The sequence below is a fragment of the Lentibacter sp. genome, assembly GCF_965657785.1.
Classification (GTDB): domain Bacteria; phylum Pseudomonadota; class Alphaproteobacteria; order Rhodobacterales; family Rhodobacteraceae; genus Lentibacter.
Genome location: NZ_CBFHPP010000006.1, coordinates 1 through 18,363, shown reverse-complemented (window position 1 = coordinate 18,363; position 18,363 = coordinate 1). Strand labels below are relative to the sequence as shown.

Sequence of the window (18,363 nt, the reverse complement as noted above, 5' to 3'; positions counted from 1 at the left end):
TAACCTTTGAAGGACGAAGAAAAGATGACAAAACAAGCTGCTATCATTGGTGGTGGGGTTATTGGCGGCGGCTGGGCTGCGCGCTTTTTGCTCAATGGATGGGATGTGCGGGTGTTTGACCCTGACCCCGAGGCGGAACGCAAGATTGGCGAAGTGTTGGACAATGCGCGCCGCTCTCTTCCGGGGCTGGGCAATATGGCGCTGCCTGAAGAGGGGCGCTTGAGCTTTCACAGTGATCTGGCAGAGGCCTGCGTGGGCGCGCTCTGGGTTCAGGAATCTGTGCCTGAGCGGCTCGACATCAAGCATAAGGTCTATGCGCAACTGGCCGACTGTGTGCCGCGCGGTGCTGTGATCGGCTCTTCGACCTCGGGCTATAAGCCAAGCGAGCTTCAGGCGGGCATGAAAAATGCGCATCAGATTGTGGTGACGCATCCGTTCAATCCTGTTTACCTGCTGCCTTTGGTCGAGCTGGTGAGCACGGAGGCGAACAGTGCCGATGTGATTGCCACTGCGAAAGAGGTCATCTCTGGCATCGGGATGTATCCTTTGCATCTGAAGAAAGAGATTGATGCGCATATTGCCGACCGCTTTCTTGAGGCGGTCTGGCGCGAGGCGCTGTGGCTGATCAAGGACGGGATCGCCACGACCGAGGAGATCGACAATGCGATCCGCTATGGCTTTGGCATTCGTTGGGCGCAGATGGGCTTGTTTGAGACCTATCGTGTTGCGGGCGGCGAGGCAGGGATGCGCCACTTTATTGCGCAGTTCGGGCCGTGCCTCAGCTGGCCATGGACCAAGCTTATGGATGTGCCCGAGCTGACGGACGAGCTTGTTGACGCGATTGCCGACCAGTCTGATGCGCAGTCGGGTATGCATTCTATCCGCGAGCTTGAGCGCATTCGCGACGACAATCTTGTTGGCATGATGCGCAGCCTTGGGGCGAACGACTGGGGTGCGGGCGCTTTGCAAAACGCCCACGACAAAACGCTGCGCGCGGGCGCGGGGATTGTGGGCCGTGTGGATGATATTGCGGATCTGGGCCAGCCTGTGCTGACGCTGCACCGTGTGGTGCCGCTCGATTGGCTTGATTATAACGGGCATATGACCGAGAGCCGTTATTTGCAGGCCTTTGCTGACGCGAGCGACCGCTTTATGGAAATGATCGGCTGTGATGCGGCGTATATCGCCAGTGGTGGCAGCTACTTTACCGCCGAGACGCATATCCGCCATCTTGATGAAGTCCATGCGGGGGCGAAAATAACCGTGCGCACGCAAGTCATTCTGGGGGAGGGCAAGAAGATGCATCTGTGGCATGAAATGTGTGAGGGTGCGCGGGTTTTGGCGACGGGGGAGCATATGCTTTTGCACGTTGATCTGGCGACGCGCCGTGCGGCACCGCCTGCGGCAGAGATCGAGGCGGCTTTGGTCAAGGTGGCGACAGCTCACTCCAGCCTGCCCGCGCCTGAGGGGCTTGGCCGCGCGATCGGTGCGCCACGGTGAAGGTTTTGATTACAGCGGGCGCGTCCGGAATCGGGCGCGCCATGGCGGAGGCTTTTGCGGCGGAGGGCGCTGAAGTCTGGGTGACGGATGTGGATAAGGCGGCGCTTGCACAGCTGCCAGCGCATTGGGGTGCGGCGGATGTGGACGCCTCAGACGAGGCGGCCATGGCCGAGTTTTTTGCCGAGCTGGACGCGCGCTGGGGGCGGTTGGATGTGCTCTGTGCCAATGCGGGCATTGCGGGGCCGACGGCCCCTGTGGAAGAGATTGCGCTCTCGGATTGGCAGCGCTGTGTGAGCGTGAACCTTGAGGGGGCGTTTCTGGCGGCGAAATATGCCACGCCTCTTATGAAGAGCGCTTTGAGCGGCTCGATTGTGCTGACCTCTTCGACGGCGGGGCAATATGGCTATCCGTTTCGCGCGCCCTATGCGGCGGCAAAATGGGCGGTGATCGGCCTGATGAAAACACTGGCGATGGAGCTTGGCCCTTACGGCATCCGCGCCAATGCGATCTGCCCCGGGGCGGTGGAAGGCGCGCGTATGGAAGGCGTTTTGGCGCGCGAAGCGCGGGCCAAGGGCATGACGCGGGACGCGGTTTATGAGGGCTATGCGGCGGGCACCTCGATGCGCAGCTTTGTGAGCGCTGAGGATGTTGCTAATATGGCGGTGTTCCTTGGCTCGGACAAAGCGCGGCTTGTGAGCGGGCAAGTTATTGCTGTGGACGGGCATACGGAGAACCCTGATCCGAAAGTCTGAGGGCGAATTGGCTTTGCCCCCAGACGCAGGCAGAGCTGGGGGCTTTGCCCCAGACGCAGGTTAAACTGGGGGCTTTGCCCCCAGACCCCCAGGATATTTGGGGCAAAAAGAAAGGATCAGGGGCGCTCAGGGGGCAGCTCGGCGGCGAGGCTGTCGAGGTGAGCGGGAAAGTCGCGGGCTGTGACGCGGGCCTCACGCACGAGCGCGTCAAAATGTTGGGTCAGGGCGGCGACGCGCTCGCGGTCGCGGAAGGTGAGATAGTCGCGCCCGACATAGAGCGCGGCGAGGAGCGGGCCGAAGACTGTGATCGGCGAGGAGAACAGGCGGCGGGCGTCAAAGAGGTAAATCCGCAGGCGCGGGTAGAGCTGGTCGTGCAGCTCTTTGAAGCGGGCGATCTGGGCGCGGCGGGCGGCGAGTGGCAGGCCGCGATAGTAGCCCTCACCGTGCACGAAGCTGGCGATTTCATAGAGTGGCAGGGCGATTTCGTAGTCTGAGGGCGTTTCGCGCAGGAGGGTGAGCCGGTCTTCCATCGCGCCGATGGCTTGCTCTGTGGTGCGACCCAGATGGGGCGCATATTCCCATGTCAGCACCTCGCGGGTTTTGAGCATATCGGGGAGCGCGGCGGGGACATGGCGGATCTTGTAGCCTGCGGCCTCTCTGTGCCACTGGAAAATCTGCTCATCAATCATCGCGCGGGGGGCTTCTGTGAGGGTCAGGGAATTGGCCAGCAGAGCAGCGGCTGTTTCGGGCCTGTCGGAGAGCGACAGCAGCCAATCGGCGGAAACGCCGAGGGCGGCGGCGCATTCGCCCACCACCTGTGCGTTGGGCAGGCGGGCGCCCTGACCTGACAACAGCTGGGAAATGGTCGAGCGGTCGACGCTGATCTGGCGGGCGAGGGCGGCTTGACTTTGGCCAGCGCTGTTCATGGCGCTGGCGAGGCGTTGGCGGAACTGGGCAGCGCGGAGGCGTTTGTCTAATTTATCCTGCATATGTTGATTTATATCACCAATGCTTAGAAATGTTAATCATATTCGGACTGCGCGGCGGCGGGCGGGCTGTGTAACGGTTTTGTGACCGTAACAAGAGCTGGAGTAGAGATTGGACAACCGCTGGCGGAGCTTCACAAAGGCTTTAGTGTGGAACCTTTTGGGGTTTGTGACGATGAGCTGTGTCGGGTTCATGGTGACAGGATCTTTTGTTGTGGGGGGGGCTATGGCGCTGGTGAACACCTGCGTCGGCTTTGTGATGTATATCGGGTATGAGCGGTTCTGGGCGGGTATCGCTTGGGGGCGCGTGTGAGGGTTGCGGCGGTCGAATGGCCGACGCTCGGGCTATTGGTGGGCACCTACGGGCTTTGGGCGCTTGGCACGACATGGGCGGCAGAACTCTGGCTGCCTTTGGGAATGTTTTGCGTTATGCTGGCGGCGGTGCTGCATTCCTCGCTTTGTCATGAGGCGCTGCACGGGCATCCGACGCGGCTGAAATGGCTGAATGAGACGCTTGTTTTTGTGCAGCTGTCTCTGGTGATCCCCTATGGGCGGTTTCGCGATCTGCACTTGATTCACCATCGGGATGAGAACCTGACCGATCCTTATGACGACCCTGAGAGCAATTATCGCGACCCCAAGGTCTGGGCTGTGATGCCGCGCTGGGGGCAGGCTTTGCTGAGGTTTAACAACAGGTTGCTGGGGCGTATTGTGATTGGGCCTGCTGTGGGGCAGTTTTTCTTTATGCGCGAGGACTGGCGCGCGATCAGGGCGGGGGACACTGCGGCTTTGCGCGCGTGGCTTGTGCATATTCCTGCGGTGGCGCTTGTGATCTGGTGGGTGCTGGCTGTTGGCGATATGCCGCTCTGGGCGTTCTTTTTGGCCAGTTATGCGGCGCTCGGGGTGTTGAAAATACGCACCTATCTGGAGCATCGCGCACATGAGGCCTGTCAGGGGCGCACTGTGATTGTCGAGGATCGGGGGCTGCTCTCACTTTTGTTTCTCAACAACAACTATCACGTGGTGCATCATGAGCGCCCTGGCGTGCCCTGGTATCGGCTGCCGGCATTGTTCCGCTCCGAGCGGGCGGCCTTTCTGGGCAAGAATGACGGCTATTATTACCGCTCTTATGCTCATGTTTTTTTGAAGTATTTCTGGCGCGCGAAAGACCCTGTGCCGCATCCGCTCTGGCCCAGCGACTAGGCCTGCGCCGATAGGGGCGATGAGCCGGGTTATCCTTTCTGCTCCGGCGGCGGGGGTTTGCGGGCTCAGCCTCAGCTTCAGCTTGGGAACGCGCCTGTCTTGGGCTGGTGTGGCTGTAGGGAGGGGATTTCGAATGTGCTTTGCACATCCGACCCGCTGGGGGTTTCACCCCCAGACCCCCGAGGATATTTCTGGCAAAAAGAAAGACCGAAGAGGCCCTGCTCTGGCGGGAGAGCTCAGTCGCCTGTGATCTGGCGGCCTGTGAGGGGGCCGCGCCCGCCGAGGCGCAGAAACAGGCTTTCTTCCTCGCCGTTGTGAAAAAAAGGCACATTGCCTGGCGGCTCTGTGACGGGGGCGCGGTGGGCGACTTCGGCGAGCACCACTTCGGTTATGAAGGGCAGATCGAAGCTGCGGACCTCATCCAGCGGGATCCATTGCAGGTGGGAGAGCTCGTCTTCGGCTCTTGAGAAATCATCCAGATCAGAGGCGATTTCATCGGCGTCAACGAGAAAGAAGCGAGCGTCAAAGCGGCGGGGGCGGCCCATCGGGGTGATGGCGCGAAAGACGAATTGTAGCGGGCGCGCGGAGGGACGGTAGCCTGCTTTGGCGAAGTCTTCCCAATCGTCGGGGACATCGCCGCGCCAGTCGCCTTTGGCGCCGAGGATGAGGCCGGTTTCTTCCCAGAGTTCGCGGATCGCGGCGACGCCGAGGGCGGGCGAAATATCGCGCGCGCAGCCTTCGGCGAGGCGGGCGGCACAGGTCGGATGAAAGCCTTCGGCGAGGGGGACATTGAAGTCGTCTTCATCCAGTGCGCCGCCGGGAAAGACGAACTTGTTGGGCATGAAGGCGGCTTTTTCGCCGCGCTGGCCCATGAGAACCTTGGGCGCTGTGAAGCGGTCGCGCAGGGCGATCACTGTGGCGGCGTTGCGGATGGCTGTTTTGTCAATCGGTTGTGTCATCTGGCCCTCAAACGGGCGCTTCTGTGATCATGCGGGGCCGTCAAAGCCGTGCAGCCGGCGGGCCCATTGAAAGCCGATCACTGCGCCCTTCATTCTGGGGAGAAGGTATAGGGTGAGTGCGGTGGTGCCAAGCGCGAAGATGGTGAAGAGGGCAAGTGGCTCGGGGCGGTAGTAGACGAAGGCAATGTGCAAGAGTGGGATCATCAGGTGCCCGACCACGAGAATTGTCAGATAGGCGGGGCCGTCATCGGCGCGCTGGGGGGTGAAATCTTCGCCGCAGACGGCGCATTCGCTGTGGACCTTGAGATAGCCTTTGAGCAAGGCACCGCTGCCGCACTGCGGGCATTTGCGCCGCCAGCCTTTGAGGAGGGCGGGCTTGAGGGGGCGCAGGGCCTCATTGGGCGCCTCACCGGGCGCGTGACTTTGGGCGAGGGTCTGGTCGGTGTGGGGCATATGCGGTCCGTGATCTGGGTTTTGCGATAGAGTGCGGGAGAAAACCGCTTGGATAAAGGGGGCAGTCTGTCCTTGCGGCGGGATGTCGCGACTTTTGTGGTTGTTTTGTGTTTGAGCTGCGACGGAAAGCGCGCAGGGGCGCGTATCAGCCTCAGAAGCTGCACAACAGGAGCGCAGCAAGACCGAGGAGATACCAGATGAAATCGAATAAAGCAGTGGCCGTTATTGTCGCAGTGAGCCTTGCCGCGGCGGGCACAAGTGCCTTGGCCTTTGGCAAGATGCACGGCAAGGGCGAGCATGGGCCGCGCGGCGAGATGCGCTTTGAGCAACTTGACGCTGACAAAGACGGCAAGCTCAGCCGCGCCGAGCTTGAAGCGGGGCCTGCGGCGCGCTTTACGAGCACCGACGCCAATAAGGACGGCAAAATCTCGGCAGAGGAAATCAGCGCAGAGGGCAAAAACCGCGCCGAAAAGCGCTTTGGCAAGATGCTGGAGCGGTTTGACGCGGACAAAGACGGCGCGTTGAGCTTTGAGGAGATGAAAGATGGCGAGCGCCATGCCAAGATGTTTGACAAGCTTGATGCGGATGAGGACGGCTTTTTGAGCAAGGACGAGATGCGCAAGATGCGTAAAATGGGCAAGATGCACCGCGACGGCCACGGATATGACCGCGACAAAGCCGAGAAGTGAAATACAAGCTGTGCGCAGGGTCAAAGGCCTTGCGCACTTGCCACAAGGCCTGCACGGGGCTAGGCCGATGGAATGATGCAAATGCCGCTGGATGAAACGGAAACATTGGGGGACGAGGCGCTTCTTTTGCTGTTTGCAAGGGGGGACGCGCGCGCAGCCGAGGTTTTGACGCTGCGGCTTGTGCCTGTGCTGTTGGCGCATTCCTATCGCCTTTTGGGCGACAGGGCCGAGGCGGAAGATGTGGCGCAGGAGGCCATGATGAAGCTTTGGCGGGTCGCGCCCGACTGGCGGCAGGGCGAGGCCAAAGTGACGACATGGCTTTACCGCGTTGTGGCCAATGCCTGCACCGACCGTTTGCGCAAGCGGCGCAGCGTGGCGCTAGAGGCTGTGGCCGAGCCCGAGGACGGGGCGGCAAGCGTGGAGGCGCAATTGCAAGAGCGCGCCCGCGTGGAGGCTTTGCAAGAGGCCTTGAACGCTTTGCCCGAGCGACAGCGACAGGCGGTTGTTTTGCGCCATATCGAGGGGCTGGCAAACCCCGAGATTGCGGCGATTATGGATGTGAAGATCGAGGCGGTTGAAAGCCTGACAGCGCGTGGCAAGCGGGCTTTGAAAGCGGCTCTTGAGGGGCGCAAGGATGAACTGGGGTATGAAGATGACTGAACAGAACCACCTAAGTGACGCGGGTTTGGACGCCCTGTTTGAGGCCGCCAAGCGGGATGCTATGCCGCCTGACACGGCCCTTCTGGCGCGGGTTATGGCGGATGCGCGGCAGGTGCAGGCGGGATTTGAGGCCGCCCCGATGACGTCGATGACGATGACGGCGGCGGCGGCGGCGCATCAGCCCAAGGTCAGGTCGCGCGTGGCGCTGTTTGAGGGGCTGTTTGACATGATTGGCGGCTGGGGCGGACTTGGCGGGCTGGCGACGGCTTCGGCCTTCGGGCTTTGGCTGGGCATGAGCCAGAGCTTGGGGCTGGGGGACGGCCTTGGGCTGTCTGATTTTGGCACGGCGGCGAACTTGGAGAGCCTTGGGGCGGAATATGACTATCTGGCCGGATTGGGAGAGGTGTGATGACGCAGACTGAGAACAGAGCAGAGCCGAAAATGAGCCGCAAGATGAAGGCGGTGTTGATTGGCTCCTTGGCGCTGAACCTTCTGGTTGCGGGTGTCTTTGTGGGCGGGGTCATGCGGCACGCGGGGCCCTATGAGGCGCGCGGGCATTCCGACCTTTTGGTGCGGGTTCTGGACAAGGACGACCGTCGCGCCATTGGCAAGGCTGTGAAAGAGGCGCAGGGCGGCGGGCGGCGCGCCTTTTGGGCGGGGCAGAAGGCCGCGCTGGGCGATGTGGCGGCGGCTTTGCGCGCCGAGCCTTATGACGGCGCGGCGATGCAGGCGGCGTTGATGCGTAAATCGGCGCATATGAGCCAAACGCGCAATGCGGCCGAGGCGGCGATGCTGGCGCGGTTTGAAACGATGAGCGCGGCGCAGCGTGCAGCTTTGGCCGCGCGTTTGGAGAGCGCTATGGCGCGGGGGCCAAAGAAAGACTGACGCAAAAACGACACGCGCACCCCATAGGGCGCGCGAGGGCGCGTGTCAGATCAGGCGGCTGTGCGAATGCTCATGGTCACTTGATTGCGGCCATGGCGCTTGGAGCGGTAAAGCGCATCATCTGCGCGGGCGATCAAGGCTTCGGCAAGGTCGGGGATGTCGCTGCGGAGTCTCTCCGGGCGCGGCTCCTGCACGGCGACGCCGATACTGACTGTGATATGCTGAAGCGGCGCATTTCCGGCAAGATGAAACGGGTGAGCGTCCACGATGGCGCGCAGCCGGTCGGCGACCTCTTGGGCAAGGCCATGAGGGGTGCGAGGCATAACGACCAAGAACTCCTCCCCACCGATCCGCGCAACAAGATCTTCAGCGCGCAGACTATGTTGCAACACGGCGGCAAGCTCGATCAGGGCGGTGTCGCCTGCGCTGTGGCCGAGCTCGTCATTCACCCGCTTGAAGTGATCCACATCTATCGCCATGACGGCGCAGCTCTGACCCGTGGCTTCGCAATCGGCCAAGGTCTGGGCGAGTTTGAGCGCGGCAAAGCGGCGGTTGTAGAGCCCTGTGAGCGGGTCTGTGACGGCGGCGCGCAGGCCTTCGTGCATATAAGCGCGGCGGTGGTCATTGCGCTTTTTGTGTGTGGCGAGCTGGCGGATACGCAGGCCTAGCTCTATCGGGCAAAACCCGTGTGGCAGAACATCATCCGCGCCACGGTCCATGGCATCGCAATAGAGTGTCTCCAGCGGACGATCGAGCACGGCGATCAAACCTGCGTCACGGGTCCGTGGGTGGGCGCGCAGATCGGCCAGCAAACACAGCCCCGCCTCGGGGGCATCGGCTTGAAGCTCAACCACGAGCACATCGGGGCTGGGGCCTGTGCGCTCGTCAAGCAGCTTGGTGGCGTCACAGGTCAACATCTGGCAATCGGGGGCGTTGCCGAGGGCGGCACACCAGGCTTTGGCGCGGGTGGGGGCAGCTGTTGTGACGCTGACACGCGCCGGAGACACAAAGCCGCTCGGCGCTTCGCTAAAGCCGAGAGACTGCGCCATCTGCTCTGTCAAAAGAGCGTCTTCGCGGCTGTCGTGGCGGCGCAAAATCGAGCGAAAGCGCGCCAGCAAGGCGCCGATCTTGGGCGGATGGCACATGACATCAGCCGCGCCTGCCTTGAGCAGTTTGAGCCGTGCGGCAGGATTATAGCCCTCCATCAGCATAATGACGGGGAGTTTGGCGAGCTGCGGGTTTTCGCCGAACGCGCGCAGGAAATGCTCGGGGCTCATTTTGTCGGGGCGGGCGGAGGCCAGCACGACATCAGGCTGTGTCGTGAGCGCTGTGGCGAGGCCCGCTTCAGCGCTTGTGGCTTGAACGACGTCATAGCCCGCAGCAGAAAGCTTGACGTTGAGCACGATCCGATTGGTCGCGATGTCTTCAACGATTAAGACTTTGCGTGGCATGGCACCGAACACCTTTTTAAACTTGTGATTAACTATGACATTGCCCAAGAGTGGTTAAGAAAACCTTTCCAAGAGAGTTAAAAAATGTCTGTTTCGCAAAATGCCGCCGAGGATATCGGTCTGAAAGCACTGATCTGGCTGGCGGGAAACGAGGATTTGATGCCTGTGTTTCTTGGCGCAAGCGGGGCCGATGTCGCGGCGATCAAGGCCAGTGCGGGAGATCCTGCTTTTTTGGCCTCTGTGCTTGATTTTTTGTTAATGGATGATGCCTGGGTGATGGGATTTTGCGAGGCAGAAGGGCTGAGCTATGAGCAGCCAAAGATGGCCCGTGCGGCCTTGCCCGGGGGAGAGCAGGTGAGTTGGACATGACGGCTATTGAAGCCATAGTCTTTGACAAGGACGGCACGCTGTTTGACTTTGCGAGCACATGGGAGGCATGGGCGCTGGCGTTTTTGCGGCGCTTGGCGCGCGATGAGGCCCATGCCCGCCAGATGGCGGAGGCGGTGGGATTTGATTTTGACAGTCAGCATTTCACATCAAATTCGATTGTGATCGCGGGGATGCCTTCGGAAATTGCGCAGGCTTTGGCGGCCCATTTGCCAGAATGGGAAGAGGGCGCGCTTGTGGAGCTGCTCAATGAGGAAGCGGGCAGGGCGCCACAAGCCGAAGCTGTGCCGTTGCGGCCATTGTTGACGGGGCTGCGCGCGGCGGGGCTGAAGCTTGGTGTGGCCACAAATGACGCCGAAGCGCCAGCGCTGGCGCATCTGGCGAGCGCGGGTGTGATGGAGGCCTTTGACTTTGTGGCCGGCTTTGACAGCGGCTATGGCGGCAAACCTGCGCCGGGGCAACTTTTGGCCTTTTGTCTGGCGGTTGGCGTGGTGCCTGAAGCGGTGGTGATGGTTGGAGACAGCACCCATGATTTGCGCGCCGGCCGTGCGGCGGGGATGCGCACCGTGGCTGTGCTGACGGGGATGGCTGATGAGGGGACGCTTGCGCCGCTGGCGGATGTGGTTCTGCCAGACATCGGACATTTGCCGGAGTGGCTTGGGCTGGCGTGAAGTTGCGCATTGGCTTTGCCAATACGCTCGGGGGAGGGGGCTTTGCCCCCTCGGCTTCAAAACCAAGGTTTTGAAGCCTCACCCCCAGGATATTTCTGGAAAGAAAAAGCCTTGTGAGAGCGCTGCGTTTTAATGGGCAGGCTTGATAAAGGTGCCGTTGCGCAGGTCTGACATGGCTTGGCGGATTTCGTCTTTGGTGTTCATGACGATGGGCCCGTGCCATGCGACCGGCTCCTGGATCGGTGCGCCAGAGATCAGGAGGAAGCGGATACCTTCTTCTCCGGCTTGCACTGTGACGCTGTCGCCTGTGCCAAAGCGGATGAGGGTTCGGTCGCCTGACATATCGCGGATGTTGACCTCTTCGCCCATGACCTCTTTTTCAAGTAAGACACCAGAGGGCGCGGAGGCGTCGGCAAAGGCCCCATGACCTTCAAAGACATAGGCAAAGGCGCGGCGGTAGGTGTCTATGGGCAATGTTTTCTTGACGCCTGCGGGCACGAAAACATCGAGATATTGCGGGTCTGCCGCGATCCCGTCTACGGGGCCGCGCTTGCCCCAGAACTCTCCTGTCACCACGCGCACGCGGGTTCCGTCATCGTCGATGATTTCTGGAATCTCTTTGGATTCAACGTCTTGGTAGCGCGGGTCTGTCATTTTGAGATCGCGCGGGAGATTGGCCCAAAGTTGGAAGCCGTGCATCTGGCCGTTCGCATTTCCGCGTGGCATTTCCTGATGCATGATGCCCGAGCCTGCTGTCATCCATTGCACATCGCCCGCCCCGAGGCGGCCTGTGTTGCCGAGGCTGTCGGCGTGGTCGACTTCGCCTGACAAGACGTATGTGATGGTTTCGATGCCGCGGTGTGGATGCCACGGGAAGCCCTTGGCGTAATGGGCGGGAATTTCGTTTCTGAAGTCGTCAAAGAGAAGGAACGGGTCAAGCTCGGACGGATCATGAAAGCCAAAGGCGCGGTGGAGGTGGACGCCGGCGCCTTCCATGGTGGGTTGGGCGGGGCGGGTTTCGAGAATGGGGCGAATGGACATGGGACATGCTCCTGTTGCTGTTGAACGTAAACTAGGCGTGCGCAGCTTTTGGCGCAATTCTGCTTGGTGTGGGGCTGCCTGTGCGTTTGCGCACAGAAGGCGCGTGATGTGCCTGAAAACGCTGTTCTGATGTCGCTTGTAGGCCAGCAGCCCTGCGGCGCAGAGGGGAGCATCACACAAGCGGCAGATCGCAGAACAAGGAGCGTGGCATGAAGGTTGGATTTATTGGGCTTGGGAATGTTGGGGGGAAACTTTCGGGCTCTCTTTTGCGCAACGGGGTCGAGATTATGGTGCATGATCTCAACGAAGACTTTGTTAAGGCCAAGGTTGCGGCCGGGGCGCTCGCTGGTGAGTCGCCCGCCAGAATGATGCGGGAATGCGATGCTGTGATCACCTGTCTGCCAAGCCCTGCGGCGAGTGCGGCTGTGCTCAAGGAGATGTTGCCAGAGGTGTGTGAGGGCAAGATCTGGATGGAAATGAGCACGACCGACGAGGCCGAAGTGAAGCGCATTGGCGCTGAGGTTATCGCGGCGGGGGGCGCGGCTGTGGACTGTCCTGTTTCGGGGGGCTGTCACCGTGCGGATACGGGCAATATCTCTATTTTTGCGGGCTGTGAGCGCGAAACATTCGAGCGCATATTGCCGCTTCTGACCATTATGGGGCGGCGTGTTTTGCACACCGGTGCGCTTGGCTCGGCCTCTGTTTTGAAGGTTCTGACGAACTTTTTGGCGACGGCCAATCTGGTCTCTGTGGCGGAGGCGCTGACTGTGGCCAAGGGCGCGGGTATGGATCTTGGGGTGGCCTATGAGGCGATGGCAATTTCGTCGGGCACGAGCTTTGTGCATGAGACCGAGGGGCAGGTGATCCTGAACGGGAGTCGCGATATTTCGTTCACCATGGATTTGGTGGCCAAAGATATCGGGCTTTTTCAAGAGGTTGCCGACCGAGCGGGTGTGCCGCTCGAGCTGAACCCGCTGCTCATCAATATCTTCCAAGACGGCATCAGCCGCTTTGGCCCGCGCGAGCTTTCGCCCAATATTATCAAGCGCTTGGAGGAGGCGACAGGGCTTGATGTGACGGCGCCCGGCTTTCCTGCGGAAATGACGGATGACGAGCCGGAAGAGCGCGGCGCAGAGGTGATTGTGAAGCGATAGTAAACGGAGCGGCCCGCTTGGTTAACGGGCCGCTTTGAGCGCTGATTCTAGGGGGGTGATATGTGTGCACCACCCGTGCACCATGCGTGCACCGCCCATACAGCAGGTTTTTTAAGAGAAAATTAAATAATGCAGCGTGCGCTCTGCGCGGTTAGGAAGAGCGTGCAGCAATGCACAGCCGACGGGAGCGCGCAGATGACAAACACAATCGAAGTCGAACTGAAGGCCAGCCCGTTTCGGCGCTGGTTTTCTTCGGGGCTGGTGGCGCTGACGGCGGCGTTGCTTTTGAATATGGCCATGACAGCGCCGCCTGCGTCTCTGTTCGGGCAGGGGCTTGTTTGGGCGCTGGCGGCGGTGTTGCTGATCTCGGCTCTGAAACTCTGGCGCGACACGGGCGAGAGCCTGCGCCTTGTGGAGGGGCGTCTGGAGGACAGCCAAGGCCAACTGGTTGTGCGGCTGGACGATGTTCAGAGCCTGACGCGCACGCATTTTTCGTTTCGTCCCTCAAACGGGTTTATGCTGAACCTCACCCGCGAGTATGAGCCGCGCTGGTGCATGGGGCTCTACTGGCGCGCGGGCAAACGCGCGGCGATTGGCGGCGCGGTCAGCGGGGCCGAGGCCAAGCGGATGGCGGAGGCGATCGAACGCGCGCTGCTTGAGGCTGCGGGGGCGCAAGGCCGGTGAGGGCGTCTGCCCAACCCTAGTTGGGGTAGGTGCGGCAGACGTTAAAGCAGACTTGCGGCGCAAAGCGCGGGCGCGCGAAGACGAATGTGGACAGGTCATGGTTTTCCATCAGCCCCCAGAGGAAGGGCGGGGTATATGACATCTTTGTCTCGACCAGAATAATCCGCTCGCCATCCACCAGCATCGGCAGCTTGTCATGCCATTTGCGCACATCTGTGTGGCGCAAGCGTTCTATATCGCCGCGATGTTGCGACCAATCGAGACGAAACTGGTCGATCCGCTCGACATAGCGAATGACCGAGATGCGCAGATCTGGCAGCTCTGGCGCGCGGGTGAGAAACTGGGCCAACCGGCGGGTCGAGTTGATATAGAGGCCATTGAGCGGCTCGGTTTCGCGGCTGATCATATCGGCAATGGTGAAGGCGGCTTTTTGATGGACGCTGACTTGGCGATAGGCGTCAAACCACGAAAACATCGAGGCATAGGCCCAAAAGACGATGGGCGCCATGATGATGAATTCGACCGAGACGGTGCCGCCTGTTTCTTCGCGAAAGGCTTTGAGGCGCGATTTGAGATAGGACCAGAGCATCAGAGCGGCTCCTGAACGAAGGCGGAGGTGGCAATCATCCAGGCTTCACGCTGGCGCCACTCCAGATGACGGCCAAGGCCGGTGAGCGGGAAAATGGGGCGGAACGTATAGCAGGCGCGCAGAATCATCATCTGGTTTTGTGTGCCGTTGCGAAAGTTGCGGGCCGGATTTGTTGTCTGGGTGATGTCAAAGCAGTTGGTGTTTCTGCTCGGGGCCACATAGGCCCGCATATTCAGCGGCTCCATTTCAAGGAACAGGTGGTTTTGGCAATCGGGGAGAAAGCCTGCGTATTCGCAGATCATGTCTTTGATGTCGTCATGTTGGAAATTGGCGCCTGTGGTAAGGCGCACATCGCGCACGGCGAGATCAAGCCCGCGCTCCAGCATGGAGTGGCGGAATGTGATCATGCCAAGCTCTACCGCAGCGCAAAACATAAAGACAAAGAACGGAAACAGGATCGCGAACTCGACCGTTGCGTTGCCGTCTTCGTCGCGTTTGAAGCTGCGCAAAGAGTGAAAGAACCGCGTCATTGGATAAGCTTTAGTTGGCTGATCGACTGGGCGATGGCGGAGAAGGCATCTTCGATTTCGAGACCTTCCACATCAAAGAAGTGGCTCGGCGAGGAGGCGCATTCGAGCAGCTCCCTGATCCCGTCCTCGGGAGCCTGAAAGCCAATGGTATAGACCACGATCCCGTTGTTCTTGGCGGCATCGCAGGTATCTTGCAGGCGGTTGTCCTTGACGCCCCCGTATGTCGGGGTTGAGGGGAAGGCATACCAGTTGTTCCAGAATTGGGGGTCGATATCCTGATAGAAATATGCGGCAATCCACGACAGGCTGACCCGCGCGAAGAGATCCTGATAGGGCAGGCGTGTGAAGCCGCTTGGCTGCGACCATGACCAGTCTTCAGCGCGGATCATACGCGCGCCGCTCTCTGTCTGGTAGTAATAACGTTCGTTGCGAAAGACAGCGTAGCGATCATTGCTTGCGTTATAATAGACATCGGAGTTGCCTGTGCGGAAGTGGGGCCGCATGATATATTGGCTGGTGTTTTGACCATCGGTCATCAGGACAAGCACCTTGATGCTGTTGGGGTCGTCATAGGAGAGGGGGCGGCCCTCAAAGGCGTTGTCAATGGTATTGCTAGCGACAAGATTGCTGACCACGGGTTGCAGGCTTGGATCAAGCAGGGCTGCGCCCCATTTGACGCCAATGTCCATCGAGGTGTTGCCATCGGCGACCAGCGCATTGATCTGGTTGTGGAGGGCGGACACATCGTTGCTGACTGGCAAAATCTGGGAGCTTTGTCTGACGTGGCAGATGGGTTTGGCATGATAGCGCGGGCTATGACGCCACCAGCTGCCCGTGTTTGGCTCATCGCTGAGGCCTTGGGGATCATTGGCGTATGCGAAGACGTCAAAATGCATGGTTTGCTGGTAGTTGTGGCCGCTGTTTGAGGCGGGGAACATGGCTGTCGTGGTGAAGTCAGCCGGCTCGAAGTTGATGCAATGTGAATAGTCGTGGCTGTCAGCGCGGTTGAACTGCGACAGAAGGGGCTGACCAGCGGAAACCTGTGTGGCGTAGGGAACAAGCGAGATCGAGACATCATTGTCATCTGACAGGGCCAGAACGGTATCGACAAAAGAGACTGCGGCGGGGCGCAGGTATTGGATGCGACGGTTGCGCATGGAGCCGGAGATATCAAGGACCAGTGATATTTCGACAGAGTCGACCTGCTCACGCGCGGCAGAGGCGGCGGGGGCCGACATTTCGGCAATGCCGAGCATATGGCTGAGCTGGGTTGGCATGACCTCGCGGGCGGTGGCGCGGACTTCGCGGTAGTTTATGCCATCATCAACAACCGTGGTGAGAAGTTCGGCGTTCGGGAGGCCTGATTTGGCGAAATAATCGGCCACAACCTCGGCGGGGGGGCTGAGCTGATCAAGATCGGCGGCGGCCAGCACGGCTTGGTCGAGCACGTGTTGCAGGCGCGAGCGCTGGGATTCGTAGCGCATGACATCTACGCCAATTGCGCCAACCAATAGGATGATCAACATGAAATAGACGGAAAAGGCGACGATCACGCCATCTTCCTCGCGGGCAAAGCGACGTAGCACAGACGCCAAGTGCGGCGCATTTGGCCTTAAGGCGGCGCGGGCTGGCCGCGATCTGGCTCTTGTCGGTTCCATTTCAACGTCTCCTCCCCAGCAGGCTGGGAAATGTTTAAACTTTGACTCGTGACACAATGCCCCCAAATCATCGCGCCAGAAGCCGCAATGCAGAGGCCGCAGCCCGAGGCAGCCCGAAGGGGCCAGAACACAACGGTCCAAGGCTTTTAGTCGTTCAGTTCTGTGGCGAAATTGAGGCGAGAAATGTGGTTTTTTCAAGAAAAACAAGGTGTTTTGGAACCGATCCGATCCAATTTTGGCGACTGTTTCAAACGCTTCAACAAAGAGACAAATTTGAATTAAGGTTTCAGGGCCGGTTCGGGGCTGGCCTGAAGGCTCGCAAGCGATTTGTTAATATTCTGAGGTTAGAATGGCTGAAAGACGGGTTGGCCCTTGGCCTGATAGGTGCGACAAATATGCGCAGGATGGCTGAGTCGCTGCGGCGCGGCATTCGCAGAACGGCTGAGGCCGAGGGAGAGGCAGTATGAACGCAAACATTAAAGAGCCGAGTTTTCGCGAAAGCGTGGACCTGATGTTTAACCGCGCGGTGGCGGTTATGGACCTGCCGCCCGGTTTGGAGGAGAAGATCAGGGTCTGCAACGCGACCTATACGGTGCGCTTTGGCGTGCGTCTGCGCGGGCAGATCCAGACGTTTACAGGCTATCGCTCGGTGCACAGCGAACATATGGAGCCTGTGAAGGGCGGCATCCGCTATTCTCTCGGGGTCAATCAGGACGAAGTGGAAGCGCTGGCGGCTTTGATGACCTATAAATGCGCCCTTGTGGAAGCGCCGTTTGGCGGCTCCAAGGGCGGGCTTTGCATTGATCCGCGCCAGTATGACGAGCACGAGCTTGAGCTGATCACCCGCCGCTTTGCCTATGAGCTGGCGAAACGCGACCTGATCCACCCCTCCCAGAACGTGCCTGCGCCCGACATGGGCACGGGCGAGCGCGAGATGGCGTGGATTGCCGACCAATACCGCCGCATGAACACAACCGATATCAACGCGGCCGCCTGTGTGACGGGCAAGCCGATCAACGCGGGCGGCATTCAGGGCCGCACGGAAGCCACGGGGCGCGGCGTGCAATATGCGCTGCGCGAGTTCTTCCGCCACCCTGAAGATGTGGCCAAGGCGGGCATGGAAGGCAAGCTTGAGGGCAAGCGCATTATTGTGCAGGGCTTGGGCAATGTGGGCTACCATGCGGCGAAGTTTCTTGGCGACGAAGACGGCGCGCTGATCACGGGGATTATCGAGCGCGATGGCGCGCTTGTGAACCACAAGGGGCTGGATGTGGACGCGGTGCATGGCTGGATCGCCAAGCACGGCGGCGTCACGGGGTTCCCTGATGCGACATATGTGGCGGATGGCGCGCTTGTGCTGGAGGAAGAGTGCGACATTCTTATTCCCGCCGCGCTTGAAGGCGTGATCAACCTTGGCAACGCCGAGCGGATCAAAGCGCCGCTGATGATCGAGGCGGCGAACGGGCCTGTGACGGCGGGGGCCGACGAGATCCTGCGCAACAGGGGCTGTGTGATTATCCCTGATATGTATGCCAATGCGGGCGGTGTGACGGTGTCTTATTTTGAGTGGGTGAAAAACCTCAGCCACATCCGCTTTGGCCGCATGGGCCGCCGGCAGGAAGAGGCGCGCCACGAGCTGATCGTGAGCGAGCTTGAGCGCCTGAGCCGCCATTTGGGCGATGCGTGGTCTATGACGCCCGACTTCAAGGCCAAATACCTGCGCGGCGCAGACGAGCTTGAGCTTGTGCGCTCGGGCCTCGACGACACCATGCGCACGGCCTACCAGAGTATGCGCGAAGTCTGGCACGAGCGCGACGATGTGCCTGATCTGCGCATGGCGGCCTATCTTGTGGCGATCCGCAAGGTGGCGGCGAGCTACCGCGCCAAGGGGCTTTGAATTCTTCGAGAGCTTGATAAAAAGTAAGAAAAGGCAGCTTTCGGGCTGCCTTTTTGGTTTGGGGGGATGCGGCGAAGGGCGGCTTCGAGCCCAGAGCGGACCTTCGATTGGGAGCACCCAGCCGGTTAACAGCCGCAATAGCGGCCCGGCTATCCTTTGCCCCGGCAGGCGAATTGGCTGCACCAATTCTGCCGAGAGGGGGTCAGCCCCTCCC

Annotated in this window: 21 protein-coding genes; 13 read left to right on the top strand and 8 right to left on the bottom strand. The window is 60.3% G+C overall.

From position 1 onward, the window contains the following. Window positions 1-24: 24 nt before the first annotated feature. A complete protein-coding gene (locus ACTF58_RS05325; protein WP_438990934.1) occupies window positions 25-1,500 on the top strand; it encodes a carnitine 3-dehydrogenase in 1,476 nt (491 codons plus the stop codon). A 41-nt stretch (window positions 1,501-1,541) separates the two neighbouring features. Then, window positions 1,542-2,252: an SDR family oxidoreductase gene (locus ACTF58_RS05320; protein WP_438991080.1), complete on the top strand. Its 711-nt coding sequence runs from the start codon at window positions 1,542-1,544 to the stop codon at window positions 2,250-2,252. A 116-nt stretch (window positions 2,253-2,368) separates the two neighbouring features. Here ACTF58_RS05320 and ACTF58_RS05315 read toward each other — a convergent pair whose 3' ends face one another. Next, a complete protein-coding gene (locus tag ACTF58_RS05315; RefSeq protein WP_438990933.1) occupies window positions 2,369-3,241 on the bottom strand; it encodes a helix-turn-helix domain-containing protein in 873 nt (290 codons plus the stop codon). 109 nt (window positions 3,242-3,350) lie between these two features. On the opposite strand from ACTF58_RS05315, the gene ACTF58_RS05310 reads away from it, so the two are divergent. Together ACTF58_RS05310 and ACTF58_RS05305 are read left to right on the top strand one after the other, a co-directional pair. Beyond that, window positions 3,351-3,551: a DUF2061 domain-containing protein gene (locus tag ACTF58_RS05310; RefSeq protein WP_438990932.1), complete on the top strand. Its 201-nt coding sequence runs from the start codon at window positions 3,351-3,353 to the stop codon at window positions 3,549-3,551. Then, a complete protein-coding gene (locus ACTF58_RS05305) occupies window positions 3,548-4,441 on the top strand; it encodes a fatty acid desaturase (RefSeq protein WP_438990931.1) in 894 nt (297 codons plus the stop codon). Before ACTF58_RS05310 ends, ACTF58_RS05305 begins: the two co-directional genes overlap by 4 nt. 236 nt (window positions 4,442-4,677) lie before the next feature. Here ACTF58_RS05305 and ACTF58_RS05300 read toward each other — a convergent pair whose 3' ends face one another. Next, window positions 4,678-5,400, bottom strand: coding sequence for an NUDIX hydrolase (locus ACTF58_RS05300; protein ID WP_438990930.1), 723 nt, complete (start codon window positions 5,398-5,400; stop codon window positions 4,678-4,680). Window positions 5,401-5,427: 27 nt separating this feature from the next. Continuing rightward, on the bottom strand, window positions 5,428-5,853 hold the full coding sequence (locus tag ACTF58_RS05295) for a DUF983 domain-containing protein (RefSeq protein WP_438990929.1): 426 nt from the start codon (window positions 5,851-5,853) through the stop codon (window positions 5,428-5,430). Between the two features lie 197 nt (window positions 5,854-6,050). On the opposite strand from ACTF58_RS05295, the gene ACTF58_RS05290 reads away from it, so the two are divergent. The 4 genes from ACTF58_RS05290 (at window position 6,051) to ACTF58_RS05275 (ending at window position 8,087) form a co-directional block, all read left to right on the top strand. Continuing rightward, a complete protein-coding gene (locus ACTF58_RS05290) occupies window positions 6,051-6,542 on the top strand; it encodes an EF-hand domain-containing protein (RefSeq protein ID WP_438990928.1) in 492 nt (163 codons plus the stop codon). A 75-nt stretch (window positions 6,543-6,617) separates the two neighbouring features. After that, on the top strand, window positions 6,618-7,202 hold the full coding sequence (locus ACTF58_RS05285; RefSeq protein ID WP_438991079.1) for an RNA polymerase sigma factor: 585 nt from the start codon (window positions 6,618-6,620) through the stop codon (window positions 7,200-7,202). Then, window positions 7,189-7,611 (top strand): hypothetical protein, encoded by a 423-nt coding sequence (locus ACTF58_RS05280; protein ID WP_438990927.1) that lies wholly within the window; start codon window positions 7,189-7,191, stop codon window positions 7,609-7,611. Before ACTF58_RS05285 ends, ACTF58_RS05280 begins: the two co-directional genes overlap by 14 nt. Further along, window positions 7,611-8,087 carry a periplasmic heavy metal sensor gene (locus tag ACTF58_RS05275; RefSeq protein ID WP_438990926.1) on the top strand — a complete coding sequence of 159 codons (477 nt, stop codon included), beginning with the start codon at window positions 7,611-7,613 and terminating at the stop codon, window positions 8,085-8,087. Before ACTF58_RS05280 ends, ACTF58_RS05275 begins: the two co-directional genes overlap by 1 nt. Before the next feature lie 50 nt (window positions 8,088-8,137). On the opposite strand, the gene ACTF58_RS05270 is transcribed toward ACTF58_RS05275, so the two are convergent. Next, complete coding sequence (locus ACTF58_RS05270; RefSeq protein WP_438990925.1) at window positions 8,138-9,538, bottom strand: diguanylate cyclase; 1,401 nt, start codon at window positions 9,536-9,538, stop codon at window positions 8,138-8,140. An 84-nt stretch (window positions 9,539-9,622) separates the two neighbouring features. Between ACTF58_RS05270 and ACTF58_RS05265 the strand changes: the two genes are divergently transcribed. After that, complete coding sequence (locus ACTF58_RS05265) at window positions 9,623-9,907, top strand: DUF3572 domain-containing protein (RefSeq protein ID WP_438990924.1); 285 nt, start codon at window positions 9,623-9,625, stop codon at window positions 9,905-9,907. Then, window positions 9,904-10,596 (top strand): HAD family hydrolase, encoded by a 693-nt coding sequence (locus tag ACTF58_RS05260; protein WP_438990923.1) that lies wholly within the window; start codon window positions 9,904-9,906, stop codon window positions 10,594-10,596. The genes ACTF58_RS05265 and ACTF58_RS05260 overlap by 4 nt, the downstream gene beginning before the upstream one ends. 129 nt (window positions 10,597-10,725) lie before the next feature. Here ACTF58_RS05260 and ACTF58_RS05255 read toward each other — a convergent pair whose 3' ends face one another. After that, window positions 10,726-11,637, bottom strand: coding sequence for a pirin family protein (locus tag ACTF58_RS05255; protein ID WP_438990922.1), 912 nt, complete (start codon window positions 11,635-11,637; stop codon window positions 10,726-10,728). 152 nt (window positions 11,638-11,789) lie between these two features. Between ACTF58_RS05255 and ACTF58_RS05250 the strand changes: the two genes are divergently transcribed. Both ACTF58_RS05250 and ACTF58_RS05245 read left to right on the top strand, forming a co-directional pair. Next, a complete protein-coding gene (locus tag ACTF58_RS05250; protein ID WP_438991078.1) occupies window positions 11,790-12,791 on the top strand; it encodes an NAD(P)-dependent oxidoreductase in 1,002 nt (333 codons plus the stop codon). Window positions 12,792-12,986: 195 nt separating this feature from the next. Beyond that, on the top strand, window positions 12,987-13,475 hold the full coding sequence (locus ACTF58_RS05245) for a hypothetical protein (protein ID WP_438990921.1): 489 nt from the start codon (window positions 12,987-12,989) through the stop codon (window positions 13,473-13,475). A gap of 16 nt (window positions 13,476-13,491) precedes the next feature. On the opposite strand, the gene ACTF58_RS05240 is transcribed toward ACTF58_RS05245, so the two are convergent. The 3 genes from ACTF58_RS05240 to ACTF58_RS05230 are packed head-to-tail and all read right to left on the bottom strand — an operon-like array spanning window position 13,492 to window position 16,252. After that, window positions 13,492-14,064 (bottom strand): TadE/TadG family type IV pilus assembly protein, encoded by a 573-nt coding sequence (locus tag ACTF58_RS05240; protein ID WP_438990920.1) that lies wholly within the window; start codon window positions 14,062-14,064, stop codon window positions 13,492-13,494. Continuing rightward, window positions 14,064-14,594, bottom strand: coding sequence for a TadE/TadG family type IV pilus assembly protein (locus ACTF58_RS05235; RefSeq protein WP_438990919.1), 531 nt, complete (start codon window positions 14,592-14,594; stop codon window positions 14,064-14,066). Before ACTF58_RS05235 ends, ACTF58_RS05240 begins: the two co-directional genes overlap by 1 nt. Next, window positions 14,591-16,252 (bottom strand): pilus assembly protein TadG-related protein, encoded by a 1,662-nt coding sequence (locus ACTF58_RS05230; RefSeq protein WP_438990918.1) that lies wholly within the window; start codon window positions 16,250-16,252, stop codon window positions 14,591-14,593. The genes ACTF58_RS05235 and ACTF58_RS05230 overlap by 4 nt, the downstream gene beginning before the upstream one ends. A gap of 463 nt (window positions 16,253-16,715) precedes the next feature. On the opposite strand from ACTF58_RS05230, the gene ACTF58_RS05225 reads away from it, so the two are divergent. After that, entirely contained in the window at window positions 16,716-18,149 is a 1,434-nt protein-coding gene (locus ACTF58_RS05225) for a Glu/Leu/Phe/Val family dehydrogenase (RefSeq protein ID WP_438990917.1), read from the top strand. The last annotated feature ends 214 nt before the right edge of the window (window positions 18,150-18,363 follow it).

What these genes read in the sequence shown, in the direction of transcription:
- ACTF58_RS05325 (WP_438990934.1), top strand. Translation starts at nt 25, where the DNA reads ATGACAAAACAAGCTGCTATCATTGGTGGTGGGGTTATTGGCGGCGGC.
- ACTF58_RS05320 (WP_438991080.1), top strand. Translation starts at nt 1,542, where the DNA reads ATGGCGGAGGCTTTTGCGGCGGAGGGCGCTGAAGTCTGGGTGACGGAT.
- ACTF58_RS05315 (WP_438990933.1), bottom strand. Translation starts at nt 3,241, where the DNA reads ATGCAGGATAAATTAGACAAACGCCTCCGCGCTGCCCAGTTCCGCCAA.
- ACTF58_RS05300 (WP_438990930.1), bottom strand. Translation starts at nt 5,400, where the DNA reads ATGACACAACCGATTGACAAAACAGCCATCCGCAACGCCGCCACAGTG.
- ACTF58_RS05295 (WP_438990929.1), bottom strand. Translation starts at nt 5,853, where the DNA reads ATGCCCCACACCGACCAGACCCTCGCCCAAAGTCACGCGCCCGGTGAG.
- ACTF58_RS05290 (WP_438990928.1), top strand. Translation starts at nt 6,051, where the DNA reads ATGAAATCGAATAAAGCAGTGGCCGTTATTGTCGCAGTGAGCCTTGCC.
- ACTF58_RS05285 (WP_438991079.1), top strand. Translation starts at nt 6,618, where the DNA reads ATGCAAATGCCGCTGGATGAAACGGAAACATTGGGGGACGAGGCGCTT.
- ACTF58_RS05280 (WP_438990927.1), top strand. Translation starts at nt 7,189, where the DNA reads ATGAAGATGACTGAACAGAACCACCTAAGTGACGCGGGTTTGGACGCC.
- ACTF58_RS05275 (WP_438990926.1), top strand. Translation starts at nt 7,611, where the DNA reads ATGACGCAGACTGAGAACAGAGCAGAGCCGAAAATGAGCCGCAAGATG.
- ACTF58_RS05270 (WP_438990925.1), bottom strand. Translation starts at nt 9,538, where the DNA reads ATGCCACGCAAAGTCTTAATCGTTGAAGACATCGCGACCAATCGGATC.
- ACTF58_RS05265 (WP_438990924.1), top strand. Translation starts at nt 9,623, where the DNA reads ATGTCTGTTTCGCAAAATGCCGCCGAGGATATCGGTCTGAAAGCACTG.
- ACTF58_RS05260 (WP_438990923.1), top strand. Translation starts at nt 9,904, where the DNA reads ATGACGGCTATTGAAGCCATAGTCTTTGACAAGGACGGCACGCTGTTT.
- ACTF58_RS05255 (WP_438990922.1), bottom strand. Translation starts at nt 11,637, where the DNA reads ATGTCCATTCGCCCCATTCTCGAAACCCGCCCCGCCCAACCCACCATG.
- ACTF58_RS05245 (WP_438990921.1), top strand. Translation starts at nt 12,987, where the DNA reads ATGACAAACACAATCGAAGTCGAACTGAAGGCCAGCCCGTTTCGGCGC.
- ACTF58_RS05240 (WP_438990920.1), bottom strand. Translation starts at nt 14,064, where the DNA reads ATGCTCTGGTCCTATCTCAAATCGCGCCTCAAAGCCTTTCGCGAAGAA.
- ACTF58_RS05235 (WP_438990919.1), bottom strand. Translation starts at nt 14,594, where the DNA reads ATGACGCGGTTCTTTCACTCTTTGCGCAGCTTCAAACGCGACGAAGAC.
- ACTF58_RS05230 (WP_438990918.1), bottom strand. Translation starts at nt 16,252, where the DNA reads ATGGAACCGACAAGAGCCAGATCGCGGCCAGCCCGCGCCGCCTTAAGG.
- ACTF58_RS05225 (WP_438990917.1), top strand. Translation starts at nt 16,716, where the DNA reads ATGAACGCAAACATTAAAGAGCCGAGTTTTCGCGAAAGCGTGGACCTG.